Source organism: Streptomyces sp. NPDC002886, assembly GCF_042888445.1.
Classification (GTDB): Bacteria; Actinomycetota; Actinomycetes; order Streptomycetales; family Streptomycetaceae; genus Streptomyces.
This window is the reverse complement of sequence record NZ_JBIAPV010000001.1, coordinates 896530-919836: the sequence shown is the minus strand read 5'-3', so window position 1 is coordinate 919836 and position 23307 is coordinate 896530. Positions and strand designations below refer to the sequence as shown.

21 protein-coding genes are annotated in these 23307 nt (G+C 72.4%); 14 read left to right on the top strand and 7 right to left on the bottom strand.

The genetic code is table 11. The features are described from left to right. Window positions 1–10: 10 nt before the first annotated feature. Window positions 11–1534: a M1 family metallopeptidase gene (locus ACFYYB_RS04120; protein ID WP_389433088.1), complete on the bottom strand. Its 1524-nt coding sequence runs from the start codon at window positions 1532–1534 to the stop codon at window positions 11–13. Window positions 1535–1831: 297 nt separating this feature from the next. On the opposite strand from ACFYYB_RS04120, the gene ACFYYB_RS04115 reads away from it, so the two are divergent. The 6 genes from ACFYYB_RS04115 (at window position 1832) to ACFYYB_RS04090 (ending at window position 8768) form a co-directional block, all read left to right on the top strand. Further along, window positions 1832–2407 carry an isochorismatase family protein gene (locus tag ACFYYB_RS04115; protein WP_389433087.1) on the top strand — a complete coding sequence of 192 codons (576 nt, stop codon included), beginning with the start codon at window positions 1832–1834 and terminating at the stop codon, window positions 2405–2407. 52 nt (window positions 2408–2459) lie between these two features. Further along, window positions 2460–3323: a hypothetical protein gene (locus ACFYYB_RS04110; RefSeq protein ID WP_389433086.1), complete on the top strand. Its 864-nt coding sequence runs from the start codon at window positions 2460–2462 to the stop codon at window positions 3321–3323. A gap of 151 nt (window positions 3324–3474) precedes the next feature. Then, the gene (locus tag ACFYYB_RS04105) at window positions 3475–5982 is read left to right on the top strand and encodes a Tex family protein (RefSeq protein ID WP_389433085.1); all 2508 of its coding nucleotides are present in this window, start codon (window positions 3475–3477) and stop codon (window positions 5980–5982) included. A gap of 241 nt (window positions 5983–6223) precedes the next feature. After that, window positions 6224–6769 (top strand): hypothetical protein, encoded by a 546-nt coding sequence (locus ACFYYB_RS04100; protein WP_389433084.1) that lies wholly within the window; start codon window positions 6224–6226, stop codon window positions 6767–6769. Then, complete coding sequence (locus tag ACFYYB_RS04095) at window positions 6759–7940, top strand: MAB_1171c family putative transporter (RefSeq protein WP_389433083.1); 1182 nt, start codon at window positions 6759–6761, stop codon at window positions 7938–7940. The genes ACFYYB_RS04100 and ACFYYB_RS04095 overlap by 11 nt, the downstream gene beginning before the upstream one ends. A gap of 39 nt (window positions 7941–7979) precedes the next feature. After that, window positions 7980–8768, top strand: a complete 789-nt coding sequence (locus ACFYYB_RS04090; RefSeq protein ID WP_389433082.1) for an SDR family NAD(P)-dependent oxidoreductase — start codon at window positions 7980–7982, stop codon at window positions 8766–8768. Window positions 8769–8837: 69 nt separating this feature from the next. On the opposite strand, the gene ACFYYB_RS04085 is transcribed toward ACFYYB_RS04090, so the two are convergent. The 3 genes from ACFYYB_RS04085 to ACFYYB_RS04075 form a co-directional block, all read right to left on the bottom strand. Further along, complete coding sequence (locus tag ACFYYB_RS04085) at window positions 8838–9074, bottom strand: hypothetical protein (RefSeq protein WP_327303263.1); 237 nt, start codon at window positions 9072–9074, stop codon at window positions 8838–8840. A gap of 251 nt (window positions 9075–9325) precedes the next feature. Further along, window positions 9326–10963: an ABC-F family ATP-binding cassette domain-containing protein gene (locus ACFYYB_RS04080; protein ID WP_389433081.1), complete on the bottom strand. Its 1638-nt coding sequence runs from the start codon at window positions 10961–10963 to the stop codon at window positions 9326–9328. Between the two features lie 73 nt (window positions 10964–11036). Then, a complete protein-coding gene (locus tag ACFYYB_RS04075) occupies window positions 11037–12278 on the bottom strand; it encodes an ArsB/NhaD family transporter (RefSeq protein WP_389433460.1) in 1242 nt (413 codons plus the stop codon). 175 nt (window positions 12279–12453) lie between these two features. On the opposite strand from ACFYYB_RS04075, the gene ACFYYB_RS04070 reads away from it, so the two are divergent. Together ACFYYB_RS04070 and ACFYYB_RS04065 are read left to right on the top strand one after the other, a co-directional pair. Continuing rightward, window positions 12454–13416: a GlxA family transcriptional regulator gene (locus tag ACFYYB_RS04070; protein WP_389433080.1), complete on the top strand. Its 963-nt coding sequence runs from the start codon at window positions 12454–12456 to the stop codon at window positions 13414–13416. 37 nt (window positions 13417–13453) lie between these two features. Further along, window positions 13454–14146 carry a DJ-1/PfpI family protein gene (locus ACFYYB_RS04065; protein ID WP_389433079.1) on the top strand — a complete coding sequence of 231 codons (693 nt, stop codon included), beginning with the start codon at window positions 13454–13456 and terminating at the stop codon, window positions 14144–14146. On the opposite strand, the gene ACFYYB_RS04060 is transcribed toward ACFYYB_RS04065, so the two are convergent. Continuing rightward, complete coding sequence (locus ACFYYB_RS04060) at window positions 14121–14870, bottom strand: enoyl-CoA hydratase/isomerase family protein (protein WP_389433078.1); 750 nt, start codon at window positions 14868–14870, stop codon at window positions 14121–14123. The two genes, ACFYYB_RS04065 and ACFYYB_RS04060, sit on opposite strands and share 26 nt — an antisense overlap. Window positions 14871–15084: 214 nt before the next feature. On the opposite strand from ACFYYB_RS04060, the gene ACFYYB_RS04055 reads away from it, so the two are divergent. Continuing rightward, on the top strand, window positions 15085–15696 hold the full coding sequence (locus tag ACFYYB_RS04055) for an HdeD family acid-resistance protein (RefSeq protein WP_389433459.1): 612 nt from the start codon (window positions 15085–15087) through the stop codon (window positions 15694–15696). Window positions 15697–15790: 94 nt separating this feature from the next. Then, the gene (locus ACFYYB_RS04050; protein ID WP_389433077.1) at window positions 15791–16345 is read left to right on the top strand and encodes an ATP-binding protein; all 555 of its coding nucleotides are present in this window, start codon (window positions 15791–15793) and stop codon (window positions 16343–16345) included. 64 nt (window positions 16346–16409) lie between these two features. On the opposite strand, the gene idi is transcribed toward ACFYYB_RS04050, so the two are convergent. Together idi and ACFYYB_RS04040 are read right to left on the bottom strand one after the other, a co-directional pair. Continuing rightward, the gene (gene idi, locus ACFYYB_RS04045; protein WP_250740854.1) at window positions 16410–17009 is read right to left on the bottom strand and encodes an isopentenyl-diphosphate Delta-isomerase; all 600 of its coding nucleotides are present in this window, start codon (window positions 17007–17009) and stop codon (window positions 16410–16412) included. 161 nt (window positions 17010–17170) lie between these two features. Then, window positions 17171–18421 carry a GNAT family N-acetyltransferase gene (locus ACFYYB_RS04040; protein ID WP_389433458.1) on the bottom strand — a complete coding sequence of 417 codons (1251 nt, stop codon included), beginning with the start codon at window positions 18419–18421 and terminating at the stop codon, window positions 17171–17173. Between the two features lie 511 nt (window positions 18422–18932). Between ACFYYB_RS04040 and ACFYYB_RS04035 the strand changes: the two genes are divergently transcribed. From ACFYYB_RS04035 to ACFYYB_RS04020, 4 genes are read left to right on the top strand one after another with little or no spacing between them, the layout of a single operon-like run. Then, window positions 18933–20723, top strand: a complete 1791-nt coding sequence (locus ACFYYB_RS04035; RefSeq protein ID WP_389433457.1) for a DUF5941 domain-containing protein — start codon at window positions 18933–18935, stop codon at window positions 20721–20723. Then, the gene (locus tag ACFYYB_RS04030; RefSeq protein WP_389433076.1) at window positions 20720–21472 is read left to right on the top strand and encodes a sugar phosphate nucleotidyltransferase; all 753 of its coding nucleotides are present in this window, start codon (window positions 20720–20722) and stop codon (window positions 21470–21472) included. The genes ACFYYB_RS04035 and ACFYYB_RS04030 overlap by 4 nt, the downstream gene beginning before the upstream one ends. Further along, the gene (locus ACFYYB_RS04025; RefSeq protein ID WP_389433075.1) at window positions 21460–22521 is read left to right on the top strand and encodes an iron-containing alcohol dehydrogenase family protein; all 1062 of its coding nucleotides are present in this window, start codon (window positions 21460–21462) and stop codon (window positions 22519–22521) included. The genes ACFYYB_RS04030 and ACFYYB_RS04025 overlap by 13 nt, the downstream gene beginning before the upstream one ends. Further along, the gene (locus ACFYYB_RS04020; protein ID WP_389433074.1) at window positions 22499–23278 is read left to right on the top strand and encodes a CDP-alcohol phosphatidyltransferase family protein; all 780 of its coding nucleotides are present in this window, start codon (window positions 22499–22501) and stop codon (window positions 23276–23278) included. The genes ACFYYB_RS04025 and ACFYYB_RS04020 overlap by 23 nt, the downstream gene beginning before the upstream one ends. The last annotated feature ends 29 nt before the right edge of the window (window positions 23279–23307 follow it).

Here is a 23307-nt window from a genome sequence, read left to right as displayed (position 1 = left end):
CCGGGTTGCGTCAGTGCGCGTCGTGCACGGTGTTCGTCGCGGCGATCTTCTTCCAGGACTTCGGCTCGGCCGCCTTGCGGGTCGCCGGGGCGCGCAGGGTGCGGGCGCCCGGAGCCGTGGAGGCCTTCGCCGGGTTCAGGGCCGAGGCGTCCGGCTTGCCCGGGGTGTAGAGCCAGGTCTCGAAGAGCTGCGCGAGCGGCTGGTTCGAGATCTTCTCGGCGTAGCGGACGAAGTCGCCGACCTTGGCGTTGCCGTAGGCCCGCTCGGTCGGCCAGCCCTTCAGGATCCGGAAGAACTTCTCGTCGCCGACGTGGTTGCGCAGCGCCTGGATCGCGATCGCACCGCGGTCGTAGACGGCCCCGTGGAACTGGTTCTCCGGACCCGGGTCACCCGGCTTGACCTGCCAGAACGGGTCCTCGGCGGGCCGCTGTCCGTACGCCCAGTCGGCGAGCTCCTGCGCGGTGCCCTCGCCCTCCTTCTCCGACCACAGCCACTGGCTGTAGCGGGCGAAGCCCTCGTTGACCCAGATGTCCTTCCAGCCGTCGACCGACACGCTGTCCCCGTACCACTGGTGGGCCAGCTCGTGCACGACCACGGACACGTTCGCGCCGTTCGCGAACTGCCGGGGGCTGTAGAACGGCCGGGTCTGCGTCTCCAGTGCGAAGCTGCTGGGCACGTTCGGCACGTACCCGCCGAGCGCGTTGAAGGGGTACGGCCCGAAGACCCCCTCCAGCCACTCCGCGACCTCGCCGGTCCGCTCCACGCTCGCACGCGCCGCGCCCGCGTTGTCGCCGAGGTCCTGGCTGTAGGCGTTCAGGATCGGCAGCCCGCTCGCCGTCTTGTCGGTGGTGATGTCGAACTTTCCGACGGCCAGGGTGGCGAGGTACGTGGCCTGCGGCTTGTTCGAGCGCCAGTTGTACCGGGTCCAGCCCAGCCGTGAACTCTGCGACTGCAGCACGCCGTTGCTGATGGCCTGCGTGCCGTCGGGCACGTTCACCGACACGTCGAAGGTGGCCTTGTCGAGCGGGTGGTCGTTGCTCGGGAACCACCAGGCCGCCGCGTCGGGCTCCTGCGCGGCGACGCCGCCGTCGGGGGTGCGCTGCCAGGCGGACCAGCCGTCCACCTTGAACTCCGAAGGCTTGCCCGCATACTTGACGACCACGCTCGACTGCTTGCCGCGTGCGAGCGGGGCGGCCGGGGTGACCTCCAGCTCCGAGACGCCGGACTTGGCGAACTTCGCCTTGACCCCGTTGACCCGGATCTCGCTGACGTTCAGGCCGAAGTCGAGGTTGAAGCGGGACAGGTCCTGCTTGGCGGTGGTCAGCAGGGTGGCGGTGCCCTCCAGCAGGTCGGTCTTCGGCTGGTACTGGAGGCGCAGGTCGTAGTGCGACACCTCGTATCCGCCGTTGCCGCTGGCCGGGTAGTAGGGATCGCCGATACCCGGTGCGCCCGGAACGGAACTCGCCGCCGACGCCGGGATCACCAGCAGAAGGGAGGCGGCGAGCACGCTCGGAGCGATGACTTTGCGGTGCACCTTGAACTCCAAATGGGTAGGGGAGTGGCTTCCGTTCGACCGTATTCACGCTCGGGACCCCGCGTCATGTCCATGGCCCCTCCTGTCACATGATCGCCACGCGTCTGAAAAACGCCCGTGCGGAACACGCGGGCCGGGGTGTCGGAGAGACCCCGCGCACCGCCCGCGGCCCGCGCGGCCCGATGTCCGGATCTGCGGGCCGGCCGTCATTGCCCGCGCCTTCGCCGCGTCCTAGCGTTGCCGATGTGGCCCCGAGTCGGCCGCGACCCACCCCACCCTCGTGAGAACGGCACCCTTATGACCACGACCACCCTGCGTCAGCTCAACGGCTTCGACGAGACCCCCGCGACCTTCGAGGACGCGGTCCTGGTCCTCGTCGACTACCAGAACACCTACACCGGCGGCGTCATGGAACTCGACGGCTGGGAACCGGCGCTGGCCTCCGCCTCGCTGCTCCTCGCGCGGGCCCGCGAGGCCGGCGCCCCCGTCGTCCACGTCCGCGACGGCGGCTACGGCGTCGACACCGAACCGGGCACCCTGCACGCCTCCGTCGCCCCCCGGGCCGGCGAGGCCGTCGTCACCAAGTCCGTCCCGAACGGCTTCCACGGGACCGATCTCCACGAGATCATCGAGGCCACCGGGCGCAAGAACCTGATCATCGCCGGGTTCATGACCAACATGTGCACCCTGTTCACCACCGAGGGCGCCTTCCTGCACGGCTACGCCCCGACGGTCGTCGCCGACGCCTCGGCGACCCGGGCGCTGGAGAGCCCGGCGGGAGCCCTCACGGCGCGCCAGATCCACCAGGCGGCCCTCGCCACGGTCACCGAGCTCTACGGGGTGGTCGTCGCCACCGGAGCCGAGCTGAAGTAGGCGCGACACCTCGCCCTTCTCTCCATACCAAGCAGTCGGTAGCCTGCGCGCCATGACTCTTCCGGCGCGCGCCGCCCGTAGCTGCTGGCACGGGGCGATCAACCCGCTGCACTCGACCGTCTACTTCTCGCCCGACCTCGGCAAGGAGTTCGCGGCCCTCGGGATCACCGACCGCAACGCCGTCAACCTCGCCTCCCGCTCCGCCGCCATGGGTGCGGTCGGGGCGGGCACGGTGACGGCCACCTTCTACAACTACCGCCACGACCTCGTGGCCCGGCACCTCCCCGCCGTCTGGGACACCGCCACCCCCGCGCAGGTCCTCGCCGCCCGGCTGCGGGCCGCGGACAGCACGCTGCGCCGGCTCCTCGGCGACGAGACCGTCGCGTCCCCCGAGATGGCCGAAGCGGCCACCCTGGCGATGCGCGCGAGCGAGGCCTGCACCCGGCACGCCCGCACGCTCTACTCGGCCCACGCGGACCTCCCCGTGCCCGAGGAGCCGCACCTCAAGCTGTGGCACGCCACCACCCTGCTGCGCGAGCACCGCGGCGACGGGCACCTGGTCGCCCTGCTCACCGTCGGCCTGGACCCGGTCGAGGCCCTGGTCAGCCACACGGCGAGCGGCCACGGCATGACGCCGAAGTACCTCAAGCAGATCCGCGGCTGGGAGCAGTCCGACCTGGACGCGGCCGCGGACCGCCTGCGCGAGCGCGGACTGCTCGATTCCGGGGGCGAGCTCACCCCCGCGGGCGCGGCGCTGCGCGAGGCACTGGAGACGGAGACCGACCGCCTGGACGAGGCTCCGTACGAGCGCCTCGGCGCGGCCGGTGTCGCCCGGCTCGCGGAGATCGGCGGCGGGTTCACCGTGCAGGCCTTCGTCGCCGGAGCCTTCCCCGGGGACCTCATGGGCAAGGCCTGAGACCCCCTACGGACAGGGCTCCCGACGTCCGGGGCCGCCACCTGCCACAATTGGCAGCCTTCCGACGCAGCACGCAGCGCGCAGCGGCATCACGCAGCGCGCAGCGCGCACCAGCATCACGTACACGTACGAAGGCAGGCGGGACCGCACAGTGACGATGTCCATCGAAGGCAGGATCGCCGAGGAGCTCGGCGTACGGGAGCGGCAGGTCAAGTCCGCCGTCGAGCTGCTCGACGGCGGCTCGACCGTGCCGTTCATCGCGCGCTACCGCAAGGAAGCGACCGAGATGCTCGACGACACCCAGCTGCGCACCCTGGAGGAACGGCTGCGCTACCTGCGCGAGCTGGAGGACCGGCGCGCCTCGATCCTCGACTCCGTACGGGAGCAGGGCAAGCTCGACGCCGAGCTGGAGGCCCGGATCAACGCGGCCGACACCAAGGCCCGGCTGGAGGACATCTACCTCCCCTTCAAGACCAAGCGCCGCACCAAGGCTCAGATCGCCCGCGAAGCCGGCCTCGCGCCGCTCGCCGAGGGGCTGCTGGCCGACCCGTCGGCGGAACCGGCCGTGGCCGCCGCCGCGTTCGTGGACGCCGACAAGGGCGTGGCCGACCCGGCCGCCGCCCTGGAGGGCGCCCGCGCGATCCTCACCGAGAAGTTCGGCGAGGACGCCGACCTGATCGGCGAACTGCGCGAGCGCATGTGGGGCCACGGCCGGCTCGCCGCGAAGGTCCGCGAGGGCAAGGAGGAGGCGGGCGCCAAGTTCGCCGACTACTTCGACTTCACCGAGCCGTTCACCGCCCTCCCCTCGCACCGCGTGCTCGCCATGCTCCGCGGGGAGAAGGAGGACGTGCTCGACCTCACGCTGGAGCCGGAAGAGCCGAGCGAGACTCCCGGACCGTCCACGTACGAGGGCATGGTGGCCCGCCGCTTCGGCATCAAGGCCCCCAGCGAACACGGCCGTCCCGGCGACAAGTGGCTCGCCGACACCGTCCGCTGGGCCTGGCGCACCAAGATTCAGGTGCACCTCGGCATCGACCTGCGCTCCCGGCTGCGCGCGGCCGCCGAGGACGAGGCGGTACGGGTCTTCGCGTCCAACCTGCGCGACCTGCTGCTCGCCGCCCCCGCCGGCACCCGCGCCACGCTCGGGCTGGACCCGGGCTTCCGCACCGGCGTGAAGGTGGCCGTGGTGGACGCGACCGGCAAGGTGGTCGCCACCGAGGTGATCTACCCGCACGTACCCGCCAACAAGTGGGACGACGCGCTCGCCAAGCTGGCCCGCCTCGCCAAGGAGCACGCGGTCGAGCTCGTCGCCATCGGCAACGGCACGGCCTCCCGGGAGACCGACAAGCTCGCCGCGGACCTCATCACCCGCAATCCCGAGCTGAAGCTCACCAAGGTCATGGTCTCGGAGGCCGGGGCCTCCGTGTACTCCGCGTCCGCCTTCGCCTCGGCCGAACTCCCGGACATGGACGTGTCGTTGCGCGGCGCCGTCTCCATCGCCCGGCGTCTGCAGGACCCGCTCGCCGAGCTGGTGAAGATCGACCCGAAGTCGATCGGCGTGGGCCAGTACCAGCACGACCTGTCCGAGGTGAAGCTCTCACGGTCGCTGGACGCCGTGGTCGAGGACTGTGTGAACGGTGTCGGCGTCGACGTCAACACCGCCTCCGCGCCGCTGCTTTCGCGGGTGTCGGGCATCAGCGGCGGACTCGCCGAGAACATCGTGGCGCACCGCGACGCCAACGGCCCCTTCCGCAACCGCAAGGGGCTCAAGGACGTGGCCCGCCTCGGCCCGAAGGCGTACGAGCAGTGCGCGGGCTTCCTGCGGATCCGCGGCGGGGACGACCCGCTGGACTCCTCCAGCGTGCACCCCGAGGCCTACCCGGTGGTCCGCACCATGGGCAAGACGGCGGGCAGCGAGGTGGCGGCCCTGATCGGCAACACCGGTGTGCTGCGCTCGCTGCGGCCGGAGCAGTTCGTCACCGAGGCCTTCGGCCTGCCGACGGTCACGGACATCCTGCGCGAGCTGGAGAAGCCGGGCCGGGACCCGAGGCCCGCCTTCAAGACGGCGACCTTCAAGGAGGGAGTCGAGAAGATCGGCGACCTGGCCCCCGGGATGATCCTGGAGGGCGTGGTCACCAACGTGGCCGCCTTCGGCGCCTTCATCGACATCGGCGTCCACCAGGACGGGCTCGCGCACGTCTCGGCGCTGTCCAAGACCTTCGTCAAGGACCCGCGGGACGTGGTGAAGCCGGGCGACATCGTCCGGGTCAAGGTCATGGACGTGGACATCCCGCGCAAGCGGATCTCCCTGACGCTGCGGCTGGAGGACGAGGCGGAGCGCGGCGGCGCCGACGGCGGTGCGCCGAGGCAGCGCGAGGAGCGGGGCGAGCGGCGCGGCGGCGGCCGGCCCCCGCAGCAGCGCGGCCCGGGCGGCCAGGGTGGTCAGGGCGGCCAAGGGGGCGGCGAGCGCGGTCAGGGAGGTCAGGGCGGCTCCCGCGACGGCGGCAAGGGCCGCCGCCAGGGCGGCCAGGGCGGTCAAGGAGGCGGCGGCCCGCGACAGGGCGGCGGCGCTCCGGCCCCCGCCAACAGCGCGATGGCCGACGCCCTGCGCCGCGCCGGTCTCAGCGGCACCGACGAGCGGGGCGGCCGGGGGCGCTAGCCGTTCGTGGCAGTGCGTGCCGGATTGGCTGAATAGGTACCTGACATGGGGACATACCTTGCCAAGTCATCCGGGTGATCTGTAGGCATGACGGAACGCCCGTTCGTCTTCCGGCGAGCGGGCTTCCGTTTGTTCCCCCCGGGACCGCACTCCCGAGGTCGCCTTGAAGACCAAGGACGCCATGCCCCAGCCCACGCACGCCTACCGTCGTTGCCCGAGAAAGGGTCCGAAGAGGGAACACATGCGCCACCCTCAGCCCAGTCTGCGCAAACGGTGCGAGGCGATTCTCGGCCGTCTTGACCTGACGGACCCCTTCTCGCTCGACGGACTGTGCGAGCGGATAGCCGAGCAGCGGGGCCGCCCCATCCGGCTCCACCCGCTGCCCAAGGAGGCGGCCGAGTCCGGAGTCTGCGGACTGTGGGTCGGTACCGCCGACGTGGACTACGTCTTCTACGAGGCGCAGACCACCCCGCTGCACCGGGAGCACATCGTGCTCCACGAGCTCGGCCACATCCTCTTCGGGCACCACTCGCTGGATGCCCCCGTCGAGGACCCCCGGGGCGCCGGCGGGCCGGACGGTGCCGTCCCCACCGTGCTCGGACGTACCAACTACACCACCCGCCAGGAGCGGGAGGCGGAGATGCTCGCCAGCATGATCCGCATCCGCACGGGGTCCCGCGGCCCGCACCTCGGCCACGGCGCCGCGGGGCGGGACACGCTCGCCCGGCTGGAGTCCGCGATGGGCTACGAGCGGCGCGGGCGGGGGCAGGTCCACCGTGGCCTCTGATCTGATCTCCTTCGGCGACGCGCTCGCCGTCCCCAGCGTCGTATGCCTCTGGATCGCCGTCCTGCTCCGCGCGCCCGGCGCCCTGCGCGCCCCGCACCAGCGGGGCCTGTGGCTCGCCGTCGCCACCGCCGCGGCGGCGATGACCCTGAACCTCCCCGACGTCGTCGCCTACGCCATGGGCCGCGACCCGGCCTACGCCCACACCATCGGGCTGGTGCGCAACCTCATCGGCGTCCTCTCGGCCGGCGCCGTGCTCTACTTCGTGGCCGCCGCCACCCGTGGCCGCCGGCTCCAGATCGCCTCCGGCGCCGGCACGGTCCTCTGGCTGACCGTCCTCGTCGGCCTCGACGCGGCCGCGCCCGACCACGGCACGCACACCATCCCGCCCGCCGGCGACCCGGTGCCCTCCCTCGTGTACTGGCTGGTGCTGATCTCCGCCCACCTGATCGCCAACACCGTCTGCGTACTGGTCTGCTGGCGCTACAGCCGGCGCGCCGAGAGCCGGGGCCTCGCCGTCGGACTGATGCTGTTCGGCCTGGGCACCGCGCTCGCCGGGGCGTTCTGGTTCGTCTACCTGCTCAAAGCGCTCTTCGGCTTCACCTGGGCGATGCCCGCGAACCCGCTCCTGATGAACGCCCACGGCCTGCTCCGCGCCGCCGCGATCCTCGTCCCCACGCTGTTCACCTTCCGCCGCACGGCCGCCGACACCGCAACCGCCTGGCGGCTGTGGCCGCTCTGGCGCGACCTCGTCCACGCCGTCCCGCACGTCGCCCTCAACCAGCCGCGCGGCGGCCGCCTGCTGGAACTGCTGTGGCCGCCGGTCCCGCGCAACCTGCTGGTGTACCGCAAGGTGATCGAGACCCGCGACGCCATCCTGATCCTGGGGGAGTACGTGGCTCCGGGCGTGCCGGAACTCGCGCGCAGCCACGTGGCCGGCAGCGGAGTGCCCGAACAGCGGGCCGGCGCGGCCGCGCTGGCCTGCGTACTGAAGGAGGCGCGGCAGGCCAAGCTCGCCGGGATCCCGCAACAGCGGTCCGACGGCGACGCCTTGGAGCTGCCAGCGGCCCTCCAGACCTCGGCCGAGGGCGGCGACCTGGAAGGCGAGACCCGCTTCCTCGTGGACGTGGCCCAGGCCTACGCCTCACCGGCCACGGCCGGTTTCACCGCGTGAGACACGCGATACGCCCGACCGCCAGGAAGTGAACGTCTCTTGACCACCACCGTACTGATCACCGGGGCCAGCGCCGGACTGGGCGCGGCATTCGCCCGCGGCTTCGCCGCCAAGGGCTGCGACCTCGTCCTCGTCGCCCGCGACAAGGACCGCCTCGAAGCCGTCGCCGCCGGCCTCGCCAGGGAATTCGGCACCGTCTGCGAGGTGTTGCCCGCCGATCTGCTCGACGAGGGCGGGCTCGGAGCCGTCGCCGAGCGGCTCGCCGACCGGGCCCGGCCCGTCGACATGCTGGTCAACAACGCGGGCTTCGGCCTCCCCGCGCCCTTCCCGTACAACCCGGTCGAGGACGAGGAGCGGATGCTCGACCTGCTGGTCAAGGTGCCGCTGCGGCTCACCCACGCGGTGCTCCCGGGCCTGCGCGAGCGCCGGCGCGGCGCGGTCCTCAACGTCTCCTCGGTGGCCGGACTGCTGCCCACCGGGACCTATGGCGCCGCGAAGGCCTGGATCACGGCCTTCAGCGAATCCCTGCGCGTGGACATGGAGCCGTACGGGGTCCGCGTGCTCGCGGTGGTGCCGGGATTCACCCGCACCGAGTTCCAGGAGCGTGCCGGGATGGACGTCAGCGCCCTGCGCGACGCGGTGTGGCTGGAGCCGGGCGACGTGGTGGCCCGAGCGCTGAAGGACCTGGCCCGGCGCCGCCCGGTGAGCATCACGGGCCGGCGCTACCAGGCGTACGCACTGGCCGCCCGCCACCTCCCGCGCGGGTTCGTGGCCCGGAAGATGGCCCGCACCCGGCGGGCCCCGGCGGACCGGCCGGACGGGAGCTGACGCGGGCGTCGTCGCAGCCCGGTGCGCGGCCCTGTGACAGGGCCGCGCACGGCTGGGTTGGAGGACGGGTCAGCAGTCGCCGTGGTTGTAGCCTCCGTAGCCGTAGTCGTCATCGTCGTCCCACCAGCCGCCGTGGTGCCAGCCGTTGTCGTCATCGTCGTGGTCCCAGCCACCGGCGACGTAGCTCACGTGCTGGGCCGGGGTCGCCGCCGAGGCGGTGCCCGCCGTGCCGAGCGCGGCCCCGCCGGCCATCAGGAGACCTGCGGCGGAGACAACGAAGAGGCGCTTCGCTCTCAGTGCAAACATGAGAATTTTCCCTTTCCTTCCGCCCTCCTCGAACCTCTCCGAGGTGTGAAGGACGGAACCGCGGGCCGCGTACGCGTAGGCGCAGCCCGGGATCGGATACAGGGCCGCAGAGGTTGCGAAGCACAGGTCCGCCCACCCTGGCGACGTGAGACGTGCGACGTCCGGCCGTGGGGGCGTGCTCCGCGGTTGCGGCTCTCACCCACAAAGGCTAGTCGCGCCCGACCGGGTCGGCATCTTGGGAGGGGGCCGGTCTAGACCTCGGTGACCTTGCCCTCCGCGACGTGCAGGCGGCGGGTCACCTGGACCGCGTCGAGCATCCGGCGGTCGTGGGTGACCAGCAGCAGGGTGCCCTCGTAGGACTCCAGCGCGGACTCCAACTGCTCGATCGCCGGCAGGTCGAGGTGGTTCGTCGGCTCGTCCAGCACCAGCAGGTTCACCCCGCGCCCCTGGAGCAGCGCCAGGGCCGCCCGGGTGCGCTCGCCGGGGGAGAGAGTGGCCGCGGGACGGGTCACGTGCGCCGCCTTCAGGCCGAACTTGGCCAGCAGGGTGCGGACTTCGGCCGGCTCGGTGTCCGGGACGGCCGCGCAGAAGGCGTCGATCAGCGGCTCGTCGCCGAGGAACAGGCCGCGGGCCTGGTCCACTTCACCGACCCGCACGCCCGAGCCGAGGGTGGCGGAGCCGGAGTCCGGGGCGAGGCGGCCCAGGAGGACGGCCAACAGGGTGGACTTGCCGGCCCCGTTGGCACCGGTGATGGCGACCCGGTCCGCCCAGTCGATCTGCAGGCTCGCCGGTCCGAAGGCGAAGTCCCCGCGCTGGACCACCGCTTCGCGCAGGGTGGCCACCACCGAGCCGGAGCGCGGGGCCGCCGCGATCTCCATGCGCAGCTCCCACTCCTTGCGCGGCTCGTCGACCACTTCGAGCCGCTCGATCGCGCGCTGCGTCTGGCGGGCCTTGGAGGCCTGCTTCTCGCTCGCGTCGGCGGCGGCCTTCCTGGCGGACTTGTCGTTGTCGGTGGCCTTGCGCTTGGAGTTCTTGACGCCCTTGTCGCTCCAGCCGCGCTGCATCGCGGCCCGGTCCTCCAGGGCGGAGCGCTTGTCGGAGTACTCGTCGTACTCCTCGCGGGCGTGGTTGCGGGCCCGCTCGCGCTCTTCCAGGTAGGCGTCGTAGCCGCCGCCGTAGAGGTTGATCTGCTGCTGGGCCAGGTCGAGTTCGAGGACCTTGGTGACGGTGCGCGTGAGGAACTCGCGGTCGTGGCTGATCACGACCGTGCCGGCGCGCAGCCCCTTCACGAACTGCTCCAGACGCTCCAGACCGTCGAGGTCGAGGTCGTTGGTGGGCTCGTCGAGCAGGAAGACGTCGTAGCGGGACAGCAGCAGTGAGGCCAGTCCGGCGCGGGCGGCCTGGCCGCCGGACAGTGCGGTCATCGGCAGGTCGAGACCGACCGACAGCCCGAGGTCGTCGGCGACCTGCAGGGCCCGCTCGTCGAGGTCGGCGCCGCCGAGGTTCAGCCACCGGTCGAGGGAGTCCGCGTACGCGTCGTCCGCGCCCGGGGTGCCGTCCACGAGACCCTGCGTCGCCGCGTCCAGCTCCGTCTGCGCGGCGGCCACTCCGGTACGCCGGGCCAGGAACTCGCGGATGGACTCGCCGGGGCGCCGCTCCGGCTCCTGGGGGAGGTGACCGACGGCGGCGGCGGGCGGGGAGAGCCGCAGCTCACCGGTCTCGGGTGCGTCCAGCCCGGCGAGCATCCGCAGCAGGGTGGACTTCCCGGCGCCGTTGACGCCGACGAGGCCGATGACGTCGCCGGGCGCGACGACGAGGTCGAGATCGGCGAAGAGCGTGCGCTCACCGTGCGCGGCGGTGAGCTTCTTGGCGACGAGGGTTGCAGTCATGATGCCCCGATCCTATCCGCGCCCCGCGCGTGCGGGTCCCGGGGCCGGGACGGGGCCGCGGCCGGCCGTCGGGTCACGTGCCGAGGAGCCGGAGGCCCGCCCACAGGGCCGTCACCGCGGCGGCGAGGGCCGGCACGGTGGTCAGCAGCCCGAGCCGGGTGAAGTCCCCGAGCCGGACGCCTTCGTACCCGTCGGTGTGGAGGATCCGGCGCCACAGCAGGGTGGCCAGGGACCCCGCGTAGGTGAGGTTCGGCCCGATGTTCACCCCGATCAGCACCGCCAGCACCGGACCCGCGCCGCCCACCGCCGCCACCGGGAGCAGGGCCAGGACCGCGGGCAGGTTGTTGATCAGGTTGGCCAGTACGGCGGCCACCGCCGCGACCCCGAGCAGCGCCGGCAGGGAGTCCCCGGCCGGGGTCACCCATTCCAGCCCGTCCCCGAGCCCGTGGTCCACGACCGCCCGTACGACCACTCCGAGGGCCAGCACGAACAGGCAGAAGGCCGGCGCCGTGGAGCCCAGGATCCGCAGGGGCGTGGTCTCCCGGCGCCGCAGGGCCCGTACGGCCAGGACGAGCGTGCCCGCGAGCGCCGCCCAGGCGGGGCTCGCCCCCGCGAAGGAGGCGAGCGCGAAGCCGGCCAGGGTCAGCGCGAGCACCCCGGCCGCGAACCGGGGCAGCGGCGCGGGATCCACGGACTGCGGTACGTGCTCCGGGGCGGCCGCCAGGTCACCGCGGAAGAAGCGCCGGAACACGGCGTACTCCACGCCGATCGCCGCCAGCCAGGGCAGGGCCATGAGCCCCGCGAACCGGGTGAAGGACAGCCCGCTCGCGGCGAAGGCGAGCAGATTGGTGAGGTTGGAGACCGGCAGGAGCAGCGAGGCGGAGTTCGCCAGGTGCGCGGTGGCGTAGACGTGCGGGCGCGGCCGGGCCCCCAGCCGGGAGGCGGTCGCCAGCACCACCGGGGTCAGCAGCACCACGGTCGCGTCCAGGCTCAGAGCCGCGGTGACCACCGAGGCGACCGCGAACACCCCGCCGAGCAGCGCCACCGGTCCCCGCCCGGCCGCCCGCCGGGCCACCGCGGCGCCGGCGGCCTTGAACAGCCCCTCGTCCGCGCAGAGCCGGGCCAGCGCCAGGATCACCGCGAGGAACCCGACCACGGGCAGCAGCTCACGCGTCTGCGCCCACGCGTCGGCGGGCGGTACGACGCCCAGCACGACGAGCAGCCCGGCGGCGGGCACGGCGGCCGCGGCCTCCGGCAGCCCGCGCGGGCGCAGGACGGCGAAGGCGAGCACTCCGAGGAGGAGGGCGACGGACAGACACGCGGCGGCGACGGGGTACAGGACGGGCTCCGGGACGAGGGGGGAGTAGGCGGGACGGGACGGGCCTACGGGTGACGGCGGTGCCAGGACAGGATCGCACCGGTGCCGGCATGGCCGGATAGGTGGGGTGTGCGTCATTGCGGCCATCGGAGGGGTGCCACACGATGAGGCCATGTCGCTGCGAAACGTGCTCGTCGTCCTCTACGACGGCGTGCAGAGCCTGGACGTCACGGGGCCGCTGGAGGTGTTCTCCGGCGCCGACCACCACCCGGGACCGGCACGGTACGCGCTCCGCACCGTCTCACCCGGCGGCGCCCCGGTCCGCACGAGCAGCGGGCTGCGCATCGTCCCGGACGGGGACCTGGAGGGCGAGCGTCCGGGCGCCGGGACCACGCTGCTGGTGCCCGGCGGCCGGTACACGGGGGACTTCGCACCGGAGATCACGGACTGGCTGCGCGCGCACGGCGGGGCCGCGGAGCGGCTGGTGTCGGTCTGCACCGGCGGCCTGCTGCTCGCCGAGGCCGGGCTGCTGGACGGACGGCGCGCGACGACGCACTGGTACGTGTGCGAGCGGATGGCCCGGGACTACCCGGCCGTCACCGTGGAACCCGACCCGATCTACGTCCGCGACGGGCCGGTGGCCACCTCGGCCGGGGTCACGGCGGGCATCGACCTCGCGCTGGCCCTGGTGGAGGAGGACCACGGACGGGAACTGGCGCTGTCCGTCGCCCGGCACCTGGTGGTGTTCCTGCGCAGGCCCGGCAACCAGGCCCAGTTCAGCGCGCAGCTCGCGGCCCAGACGGCGCAGCGGGAACCGCTGCGCGACGTCCAGCACTGGATCACCGAGCACCCGGGGGAGGACCTGAGCGTGGAGGCGCTCGCCGCGCGGGCGGCGCTGTCGCCCCGGCACTTCGCGCGGGCCTTCCAGGCCGAGACCGGGGTCACGCCGGGTCGGTACGTGGAGCGGGTCCGGGTCGAGCACGCCCGGCGGCTCCTGGAGGAGGGCGGCGAGGGCATCGCCCAGATCTCCCGGTCCTGCGGCTACGGGAACCCGGAGGCGCTGCGCCGCGCCTTCGTGAAATCCCTGGGCCAGCCCCCGTCCGAATACCGCCGCCGCTTCGGCACCACCCACTGACTGCCGGCAACCGGCAACCGACCGCTCCGGAGGAGCCATGCAGATCGCCGTACTGCTTTTCGACGGGTTCACCGCCCTCGACGCCATCGGGCCCTTCGACACCCTGGGCCGGCTCCAGGGCGCCGAGACCGTGTTCGTGGCCGAGCGTCCCGGGCCCGTACGGACCGACCAGGGCTCGCTCGCCTTCGTCGCGGACAAGGGGCTCGACGAGGTGACGCGGCCGGACATCGTCCTGGTGCCCGGCGGGCAGGTCACGGACCGGGAGATGGGGAACCCCGTGGTCCTCGACTGGCTGCGGACCGTCGACGCCACCAGTACGTGGACCACCTCCGTCTGCAGCGGCTCGACGCTGCTCGCCGCGGCCGGCCTGCTCGACGGGCGCCGGGCCACCGGCCACTGGCTGTACCTGGACCGGTTGCCCCCGTTCGGGGCGGAGCCCGTCTCGGAGCGGGTGGTCTTCGACGGGAAGTACGTGACGGCCGCCGGGGTGTCGGCGGGGATCGACATGGGGCTGGCGCTCCTCGGCCGCATCGCGGGGGACTCGTACGCGCAGGCCGTGCAGCTGATGACCGAGTACGACCCGCAGCCGCCCTACGACGCGGGCTCTCCCGACAAGGCACCCGCCGAGATCGTCGCGATGCTCCGCTCGGTCACTCCCAAGGCCCCGGCCACTCTTGCGGTCCCGGTCACTGCGAAGGCCCCGGTCACTCCGACGGAGGAGTCCAGCTGAAGGCGGGCGCGCGCCGTGCCAGGAACGCGGCGACCCCCTCCGCGACGTCCCCGCTCGCCGCGGCCTGCGCCGCCCAATGGGCGTCCCGGTCCGTGCGGCCGTCCGCGAACTCCTTCGCCGAACTCTGCGTGAGCTGACTGCGCGTGGCCAGGATCCGGGTGAACTCCAGGACGCGCTTGGACAGGTGACCCGCCGGCAGCAGCTCGTCCAGCAGTCCGGTGCGCAGCGCCCGTTCCGCGTCGATCAACTCGGCTGAGAAGAGCAGGTACTTGGCGGCCGACGGGCCCACCAGCGAGGCGAGCCGCCGGGTGGACGAGGCCGGGTAGACGATGCCCAGCTTCGCCGGAGTCACCCCGAAGGAGGCGCCCTCCTCCGCGAAGCGCAGATCGCAGGCAGCGGCCAGCTGGCTGCCCCCGCCCACGCAGAACCCGCGGATCGCGGCCAGCGTGGGCTTGGGGAAGGCGGCGAGCGCCTCCTCCGCCGCCACGGCCAGGGCCTGCGGGTCCTCGTCCCCGGTCAGGGAGGAGATGTCGGCCCCCGCGCAGAAGGTCTCGCCGGCCCCCGTCAGGACCAGGACCCGTACGGCGGGATCCGCCGCGTGCCCGGCCAGCAGCTCCGGCAGGCCGCGCCACATCGCGGCCGTCATGGCGTTGCGCTTGGCGGGGTGCGAGATCACGACGGTGGCGACCCCGTCGGCGACGGAGGAGAGCAGGGCGGCGTCCATGCGCCGGATGCTATCCCGGACGGTCAAACCTATGATCAAGAGACCGGTCGCCGGCAGCTCGGCGGACCGGCAGGCAGTCGCGGGGTCCGAAGGTCCGTCGGGGCAGCGGAAAGGTGGCGCGTCCATGGGCGCAGACCGTGGCGAGCGTGGGGACCGTACGGGTCCACAGGACGTGAAGGCCGACAAGAAGAAGGTCAGCCGCAGTTTCGCGTGGATGGCCCTGCTCGGGGCGCTCCTGGTGGTGGCCGGCCTGGTGGGCCTCGTCTACACCGGCGTCGCCACCCTGACCACGATGTTCCTCTTCGGCTGGCTGCTGCTGTTCGGCGGCGCGGTGGGCCTGTTCCAGGCGATCCAGTCGCGCAAGAGCAATTACTTCTGGCTGGCCGTCATCGTCGCCGCGATCAACATCGCGGCCGGTTTCGTGATCCTGCGCCGCCCGGAGGCGAGCGCGGAGGCGCTCACCATGTTCGCCGCGCTGCTCTTCCTCACCGGCGGGGTGTTCCGGCTGGCCGGCGCCGTGGTGGTGCGCGGCGCGCACCTCGGTCTGACGCTGGTCCAGGGTGCCTTCGGCATCCTGTTGGGCCTGCTGATCCTCGCGAACTGGCCCGGCAGCAGCCTGTACGTGATCGGAGCGTTCTTCTCCCTCGCCCTGCTGTTCGACGGCCTGAGTCTGATCGCCGTGGGCATGGGAGCGCGCCGCATCCTGGGCTTGGTCAGGGACGACGAGGTTCCGCTGACGCCGGCAGGGGCGGGAGTGGCCGCGCCTGAGACGCGTGAGGCGGCCGAGAAGAGCCCGCCAGAAGATCAGGAACGGTCGAACAACTGACTCTGTCATACGCCAGCGGTCAGAAAGTGTCCGAATGCTGCTGACTTCTGGTCAGTGGTCCGGCCCGGAGCGGTCCGGTCCCCACTCTTTACGTGTGCAGACGATCGAGCGTGAAGACGGGGGCCGGGAGATGGATGTGAGCGGGAGCGTCCCGCCAGTCAAGGGGGACGAGCCGGAGGTCGCGGCCGCCCCCCTTTCGTACGAGGGAGTGTGGCGATTCACGGCACCCGCGGTAGAAGAATCCGTTCCGCAGGCCCGCCGGGCGGTCCGTGACCTGCTCGGCCGCCAGGAGGTGCCGGCCGACGGAGACCTGGTCTACTCCCTGCTGCTGATCGTCTCCGAGCTGGTGACGAACTCGGTCCGCCACGCGGCCGTGCTCTCCCCGGAGGTCGCGGTGGAGGTGGCCATCGGCCGGGAGTGGGTACGGGTGGCCGTCGAGGACAACCACCCGTACCGCCCCAAGGCGCTGGAGGCGGATTTCGGCCAGACCGGCGGCCGGGGCCTCCTCCTGGTCCGGGAGATCACGCTGGAGGCCGGCGGGGTCTGCGACGTGGAGCACACCTCCACGGGCGGCAAGGTGATCTGGGCGGCGCTGCCGCTCACCACGGCCCTCGCGACCCCCGCGGCCACCCCGACCTCGGCCGTCTGAGCCGGGCCGGGCCTGAAGACCACCGGCGACGACCGCCGGCGACGGCCACCGGCCCGACGGCCGGCTACCAGCCCGCCGCGTCGCCCGTCAGCTCGCGGATCGCGGGCCGGGCCGCGTCCAGCACGGTCATGAACCAGGCCGAGAACGGGACCTCGGCGTGCCGCTTCGCGAGCTCCTCCGCGGTCACGAAGGCGGTGTCCGCGATCTCCTCCGGATCAGGCCGCACCGACCGCTGCGCGAGTCCCACGAACAGGTGGTTGTACTCCTGCTCCACCAGCCCCGACGCCGGGTCCGGATGGTTGTAGCGGACCGTCCCCGCCTCCGCGAGCAGCGAGGGCGACAGCCCCAGCTCCTCGTGGGTCCGCCGGGCCGCCGCCGCGAACGGCGACTCCCCGGGGTAGGGGTGACCGCAGCACGTGTTCGACCACACACCGGGGGAGTGGTACTTCCCGAGGGCGCGCTGCTGGAGCAGCATCCGGCCCTGCTCGTCGAAGAGGAACACCGAGAACGCCCGGTGCAGCTGACCGGGGGCCTGGTGGGCGGAGAGCTTCTCCGCCGTACCGATGGTGTTGCCGGACTCGTCGACCAGTTCGAGCATGATCGGTTCTTGAGCGCCGGTGCCGGTGGTCGCGCTGTTCGCGGCGGTGGCTGGTGTGGTCGGCATACCCATCCTTCGCTTCGGACTTCGGCTTTCAGTCTGCCGTACAAATGAGGATTGCCCCCACTTCGGTGATCTGCGCATGTCCGCCCCCCGCCGCGTGATATGCGACGAGGGGCGGAGCGTGCGGATCCGTCAGTTCGTCCGGCCGCGGGCCTGACCCGGCATCAGACCCCGAACGGGGCCGGGTACGTGATGGTGCCCGTGGGAACCGGCACGGAATCGTCGAGCACCAGCGCCATCATCGCCTCGTCGGGCACCTCGAAGGGCGCGCGGATGCCGAAGCGCGAAGCCGGCACGAACCCGAAGCGCGTGTAGTACTCGGGGTGCCCGAGGACGAGCACGAGGTGCTCCCCGCGCTCGGCGGCCGCCCCGAGCAGCGCCCGTACGACCGCGCTGCCGGCGCCCGAACGCTGGAGCGCGGGAGCGGCGGCCACCGGGGCGAGCGCGAGCGCCGGCGCCCCGTCCACCTCGCACCGGGTCAGCAGGGCGTGCGCCGCGACCGACCCGTCCGGGCCCTCGGCCACGTAGGAGAGACCGGGCAGCCAGGAGCCGTCCGCGCGCAGCGCGTCCACGAGGTCGGCTTCGGCCGGGGTGCCGAAGGCGGCCGCGTGCAGCGCGTGCACCGCGTGCCGGGCGGCCGCGTCCCCGTCCGCCTCGGGACGGACGGGCCAGGCACCGCCGTCCCCGGCCGTCACCGGCCGCAGGACGTAGGCGGTGTACCCGTACTCGTGCCCGTACCGCTCCCGTACGTCGATCTCCTCGCGTACGAAGCCCAGCGCGGCCGCGGCTTCGGGACCCGAGGGCGCCGCAGCCGCGGCGGCCCGCTCGCCGAGCGGACCGTAGTAGGCGGCCCAGTCGGAATCGGGCTGCCGGTGCACGCCGAGCACCTGGTAGCCCGCGGCCTGGATCGCGGCCAGGTTGCGGGCGGTGGAGCGCAGCGCGTAGTGCGGGTCCCAGAAGGCGCGGACCCCGGCGGAGGGTTCGTCGACGGTCCATTCGCACTCGCTCAGCACCAGGGTGCCGCCGGGGGCGAGCAGCCGCTTCCACCGTGCGAGCGCGGTGGCGAAGCCGATGTTGTAGGCCGAGCCCTCGGCCCAGACGAGGTCGAAGGAACCGTCCGGATGGTCGGCGAGGTCGCCGATGTCCGCCCGCACGGCGCGGACGCGATCGGTGAGTCCGCGGGCCGCGGCGGCCGCGCGGAGCTCGTCGAGGAAGCCGCCTTGGAGGTCGACGGCGGTGACATCGGCCCCGAGGCCGCCCGCCTCGGCGGCGAGCAGCAGGGCGCTGGGGCCGGGACCGCAGCCCAGGTCCAGGGCGCGCGGCCGCTCGGGCAGCGGTCCGCACAGGGACAGCAGGTGGCGGGTGGTCGCCTCGGAACCGGGGGACTGCCGGGGCAGGCCGCGGTGCAGCTCCAGGAACGCCTCGAAGAAGAGGTCGCCCCGGGTGCTGAAGTCGTTGGTGTGGGAGTTGCTCGTGTTACCGGTGTGGTCGGTCAACGTGAACCCTTGAAAGGGGGCTCCGGCCGACGCGGGTGATCGGTGTGATCAGGCCCGGCCGGACGCCCGGAAGGAGAGGGGGATGTACCGGAGTGCGCTGCGCTGGGCGGCGACGCCTGCGACGGTCATCAACCCCACCTCTTTCTTTCGTTCGTCACATCTCAGGTGACATTCGGGCGATTGGGACGCTTATGCGGAACTCGTACGCGTCTGCGACCACCCTAACAGTCGCGGTACGCAGGCGGGTTTGTGATCGCTCCCACCGATCGTCAATGATGATCGGCACAGGACCGATAGGCCCATGATTTTCGGCTTATCGGAGCGTAAACAGGCGGTGAACCCCTGCTTCCGTTCATCCGATAGCCTCTGCCGACGTGTCGCAGGCCCACCCGGCGACCGTTACCCGTGTGCGTGCAAGGAGTGAGTTCGTCTGCCGACCGTCATCCTTACCGGCCTGCCGGTGCCCGGATCAGCGCTCGCCGACGAGCTGCGCTCACTCGGTTTCGAGGTCCGCCCCGCGGCCACCCCGTCGGACACCGCCGCCGCCCTGGCGCGCGTACCCGCCGAGCAGCGTGTGGCCGTCGTGGACGCGGAGTTCGTCGGACACGTGCACGCCCTGCGCCTCGCGCTGACCGACCCGCGGTTCGACGCCTGCGCCGTCACCGGGGCCCTCGCCGTCCAGCCCGGCGCCCGCGCGGCCCTGGACCGGGCCGCCGCGCTCGACGCGTCCGCCCCCTCGGGCCACGGCCCGTACCCCGACCGGCTCGCCGCCGCCGTCGAGTCCGACGGCACCCCCGTGCACCGCCCCGAGCTGGGCACCCTCGTCGCCGCCGTGCCCGCCACCACCACCGAGCGTGCGACGGCCGCCGCCGCCGTCGCGGCCGTCGACGACGAGGCCGTCCGGCTGCGCACCGCCGTGAAGTCCCGCGACGGGTTCTTCACCACCTTCTTCATCAGCCCGTACTCGCGCTACATCGCCCGCTGGTGCGCGCGCCGCGGACTGACCCCCAACCAGGTCACCACCGCCTCGCTGATCACCGCACTGATCGCGGCCGGCTGCGCCGCCACCGGCGACCGCTGGGGCTACGTGGCCTCCGGCGTGCTGCTGCTGCTCTCCTTCGTCCTGGACTGCACGGACGGGCAGCTCGCCCGCTACTCGCTCCAGTACTCGACGATGGGCGCCTGGCTCGACGCCACCTTCGACCGCGCGAAGGAGTACTCCTTCTACGCGGGCCTCGCGCTCGGCGCGGCCCGCAACGGCGACGACGTCTGGGCCCTGGCGCTCGGCGCCATGATCCTGATGACCTGCCGGCACGTGGTGGACTTCTCGTTCAACGAGGCCAACCACGACGCCACGGCGAATACGAGCCCCACCGCGGCCCTCTCCGACAAGCTGGACAGCGTCGGCTGGACGGTCTGGGTCCGGCGCATGATCATCCTGCCGATCGGCGAGCGCTGGGCCATGATCGCGGTCCTCATCGCCTTCACCACCCCGCGGATCGTCTTCTACGCCCTGCTCGTCGGCTGCGCCTTCGGCGCGCTCTACACCACGGCCGGCCGGGTCCTGCGCTCGCTGACCCGCAAGGCGAAGCGGACCGACCGGGCGGCCCAGGCCCTGGCGGATCTCGCCGACTCGGGACCCGTCGCCGAGCTCGTGGGCCGCGCGGTGGGCCGCCGGATCCCCGGCGCGGGGATCGCCGCGGCCGTCGTCGGCTCGGGCGCCCTGCTGTGGGGCGCCTGGGACCACGAGTTCGGCAGCCGCCAGGTGGTCATCGCCGCGGTCTTCTACGCGGTGCTCGCCGGCTGGGCCGTCGCCCGGCCCCTCAAGGGAGCCCTCGACTGGCTCGTGCCGCCCGTCTTCCGGGCCGCCGAATACACCACCGTCCTGATCCTCGCGGCCAAGGCGGACGTCCCCGGGGCCCTTCCGGCGGCATTCGGACTGGTCGCGGCGGTCGCCTACCATCACTACGACACGGTCTACCGCATCCGCGGTGGCACCGGCGCGCCCCCGCACTGGCTGGTGCGGACGATCGGCGGGCACGAAGGCCGGATCCTCTTGATCACGGTCCTGGCCTCCGTCCTGGCATCGCGCGCCGTCGACTTCCCCGTCGCGCTCACGGCCCTCGCCGTGTTCGTGGCACTCGTGGTGCTCGTGGAGAGCATCCGCTTCTGGGTTTCCTCCGGGGCACCCGCCGTACATGACGAAGGAGAACCAGCATGATCGGCCTCGTCCTCGCTGCCGGAGCCGGACGCCGCCTGCGTCCCTACACCGACACCCTGCCCAAGGCCCTCGTGCCCGTCGGACCCGAAGGGGCCGAGGAGAGCATCACGGTCCTCGACCTGACGCTCGGCAACTTCGCCGAGGTCGGCCTGACCGAGGTCGCCATCGTCGTCGGCTACCGCAAGGAAGCCGTGTACGAGCGCCGCGAGGCGCTGGAGGCCAAGTACGGCGTCAAGATCACGCTGATCGACAACGACAAGGCCGAGGAGTGGAACAACGCCTACTCCCTGTGGTGCGCCCGTGACGTCCTCAAGCAGGGCGTGATCCTCGCCAACGGCGACACCGTCCACCCCGTCTCCGTCGAGAAGACCCTGCTCGCCGCCCGCGGTCAGGGCCAGAAGATCATCCTCGCCCTCGACACGGTCAAGAGCCTGGCCGACGAGGAGATGAAGGTCATCACCGACGGCGAGAAGGGCGTTCGGCGGATCACCAAGCTGATGGACCCGGCCACCGCGACCGGCGAGTACATCGGCGTCACCCTCATCGAGCCGGAGGCCGCCGAGGCGCTGGCCGCGGCCCTGAAGACCACCTTCGAGCGCGACCCCGACCTCTACTACGAGGACGGCTACCAGCAGCTCGTCAACGACGGTTTCACCATCGACGTGGCCCCCATCGGTGACGTCAAGTGGGTCGAGATCGACAACCACGACGACCTCGCCAAGGGCCGGACGATCGCATGCCAGTACTGACGCGACTCATCCCCTCCCCCCTCGTCGTCGACATCAGCCGCGGCGCGATGGACGACCTGGCCGGCCTCCTGGCCGACCAGCGGATCTCGTCGTCCGGCAAGCTCGCGATCGCCATCAGCGGCGGCTCCGGCGCGGTGCTGCGCGCCAAGCTGGAGCCCGTGCTGCCGCACGCCGACTGGTACCCCGTCATCGACGGGACCATCGACTCCGCGGTCAAGCTCGCCGACGACATAAAGGGCAACCGCTACGACGCGGTCGTGGGCCTGGGCGGCGGCAAGATCCTCGACGTGGCGAAGTACGCCGCGGCGCGGGTCGGCCTGCCCATGGTGGCCGTCGCCACCAACCTGGCGCACGACGGCATCTGCTCGCCGGTCGCCACTCTGGACAACGACAACGGCCGGGGCTCCTACGGGGTCCCGACGCCGATCGCCATGGTGATCGACCTCGACGTGATCCGCGAGGCCCCGGTGCGGTTCGTCCGCTCCGGCATCGGCGACTGCCTCTCCAACATCTCGGCGATCGCCGACTGGGAGCTTTCGCACAAGATCACGGGCGAGCCGGTGGACGGTCTGGCCGCGGCCATGGCCCGTACCGCCGGAGAGTCCGTGCTGCGCCACCCCGGCGGCTGCGGCGACGACGAGTTCCTCACGGTCCTCTCCGAGGCGCTGGTCCTGACCGGCATCGCCATGTCGATCAGCGGGGACACCCGCCCGGCGTCCGGCGCCTGCCACGAGATCAGCCACGCCTTCGACCTGCTCTACCCGGGACGTTCCGCGCTCCACGGCGAGCAGGTCGGCATCGGTGCCGCCTTCGCCATGCACCTGCGGGGGGCCAAGGAGCAGTCCGGGCTCTTCGTCCAGGTGCTGCGCGGTCACGGACTGCCCGTGCTGCCCGAGGAGATCGGGTTCAGCGTGGACGAGTTCGTCGCGGCAGTCGAGTACGCCCCGCAGACCCGTCCGGGACGGTTCACGATCCTGGAGCACCTCAACCTGTCCGCCGCCGAGATCAGGGACGCTTACGCCGACTATGCCAAGACCATCCGTAGCTGAACTCCGGCCCGTCGTTCACCCGGCGGGCGTCAAGGACCGGGTCAGCGGGGAGCACTGGGGCGGGCGCCTCTACATGCGCGAGATCTCCCTGCGCATCACCCGCTTCCTGGTCACCACCAAGGTCACGCCGAACCAGCTGACCTACGTGATGACCCTCGCCGGAGTCCTCGCCGCCCCGGCCCTGCTGGTGCCGGGCATCTGGGGCGCCGTCCTCGGCGTGGTCGCGGTGCAGATGTACCTGCTGCTCGACTGTGTCGACGGCGAGGTCGCCCGCTGGAAGAAGCAGTTCTCGCTGTCCGGGGTCTACCTGGACCGGGTCGGCGCCTACCTGTGCGACGCGGCGGTGCTCGTCGGCTTCGGCCTGCGCGCCTCCGACCTGTGGGGCACCGGGCGCATCGACTGGCTGTGGGCCTTCCTGGGCACCCTCGCGGCGCTCGGCGCGATCCTGATCAAGGCCGAGACCGACCTGGTCGGCGTCGCCCGCCACCAGGCCGGCAAGCCCGTGGTCCAGGACGCGGCGGCCACGCCGCGCTCCTCCGGCATGGCGCTCGCCCGCCGGGCCGCCGCCGCGCTCAAGTTCCACCGGCTGGTCCTCGGCATCGAGGCCTCGCTGCTCATCCTGGTGCTGGCCGTCCTGGACCAGATCCGCGGCGACCTGTACTTCTCCCGCCTCGGCGTCGCGGTGCTCGCCGGCATCGCGCTGCTCCAGACGGTGCTGCACCTGGTGTCGGTCCTGGCCTCCAGCAGGCTCAAGTGAGCGCGCCGCTGCGGCTGGGCGCCGTCATC

Excerpts from the sequence above, each read along its gene's own strand:
- idi (WP_250740854.1), bottom strand. The coding sequence starts at position 17,009 with ATGCCGACCACACCAGCCACCGCCGCGAACAGCGCGACCACCGGCACC.
- ACFYYB_RS04020 (WP_389433074.1), top strand. The coding sequence starts at position 22,499 with ATGCCAAGACCATCCGTAGCTGAACTCCGGCCCGTCGTTCACCCGGCG.
- ACFYYB_RS04025 (WP_389433075.1), top strand. The coding sequence starts at position 21,460 with ATGCCAGTACTGACGCGACTCATCCCCTCCCCCCTCGTCGTCGACATC.
- ACFYYB_RS04065 (WP_389433079.1), top strand. The coding sequence starts at position 13,454 with ATGCAGATCGCCGTACTGCTTTTCGACGGGTTCACCGCCCTCGACGCC.
- ACFYYB_RS04080 (WP_389433081.1), bottom strand. The coding sequence starts at position 10,963 with ATGACTGCAACCCTCGTCGCCAAGAAGCTCACCGCCGCGCACGGTGAG.
- ACFYYB_RS04055 (WP_389433459.1), top strand. The coding sequence starts at position 15,085 with ATGGCCCTGCTCGGGGCGCTCCTGGTGGTGGCCGGCCTGGTGGGCCTC.
- ACFYYB_RS04070 (WP_389433080.1), top strand. The coding sequence starts at position 12,454 with ATGTCGCTGCGAAACGTGCTCGTCGTCCTCTACGACGGCGTGCAGAGC.
- ACFYYB_RS04030 (WP_389433076.1), top strand. The coding sequence starts at position 20,720 with ATGATCGGCCTCGTCCTCGCTGCCGGAGCCGGACGCCGCCTGCGTCCC.
- ACFYYB_RS04115 (WP_389433087.1), top strand. The coding sequence starts at position 1,832 with ATGACCACGACCACCCTGCGTCAGCTCAACGGCTTCGACGAGACCCCC.
- ACFYYB_RS04060 (WP_389433078.1), bottom strand. The coding sequence starts at position 14,870 with ATGGACGCCGCCCTGCTCTCCTCCGTCGCCGACGGGGTCGCCACCGTC.
- ACFYYB_RS04100 (WP_389433084.1), top strand. The coding sequence starts at position 6,224 with ATGCGCCACCCTCAGCCCAGTCTGCGCAAACGGTGCGAGGCGATTCTC.
- ACFYYB_RS04110 (WP_389433086.1), top strand. The coding sequence starts at position 2,460 with ATGACTCTTCCGGCGCGCGCCGCCCGTAGCTGCTGGCACGGGGCGATC.
- ACFYYB_RS04085 (WP_327303263.1), bottom strand. The coding sequence starts at position 9,074 with ATGTTTGCACTGAGAGCGAAGCGCCTCTTCGTTGTCTCCGCCGCAGGT.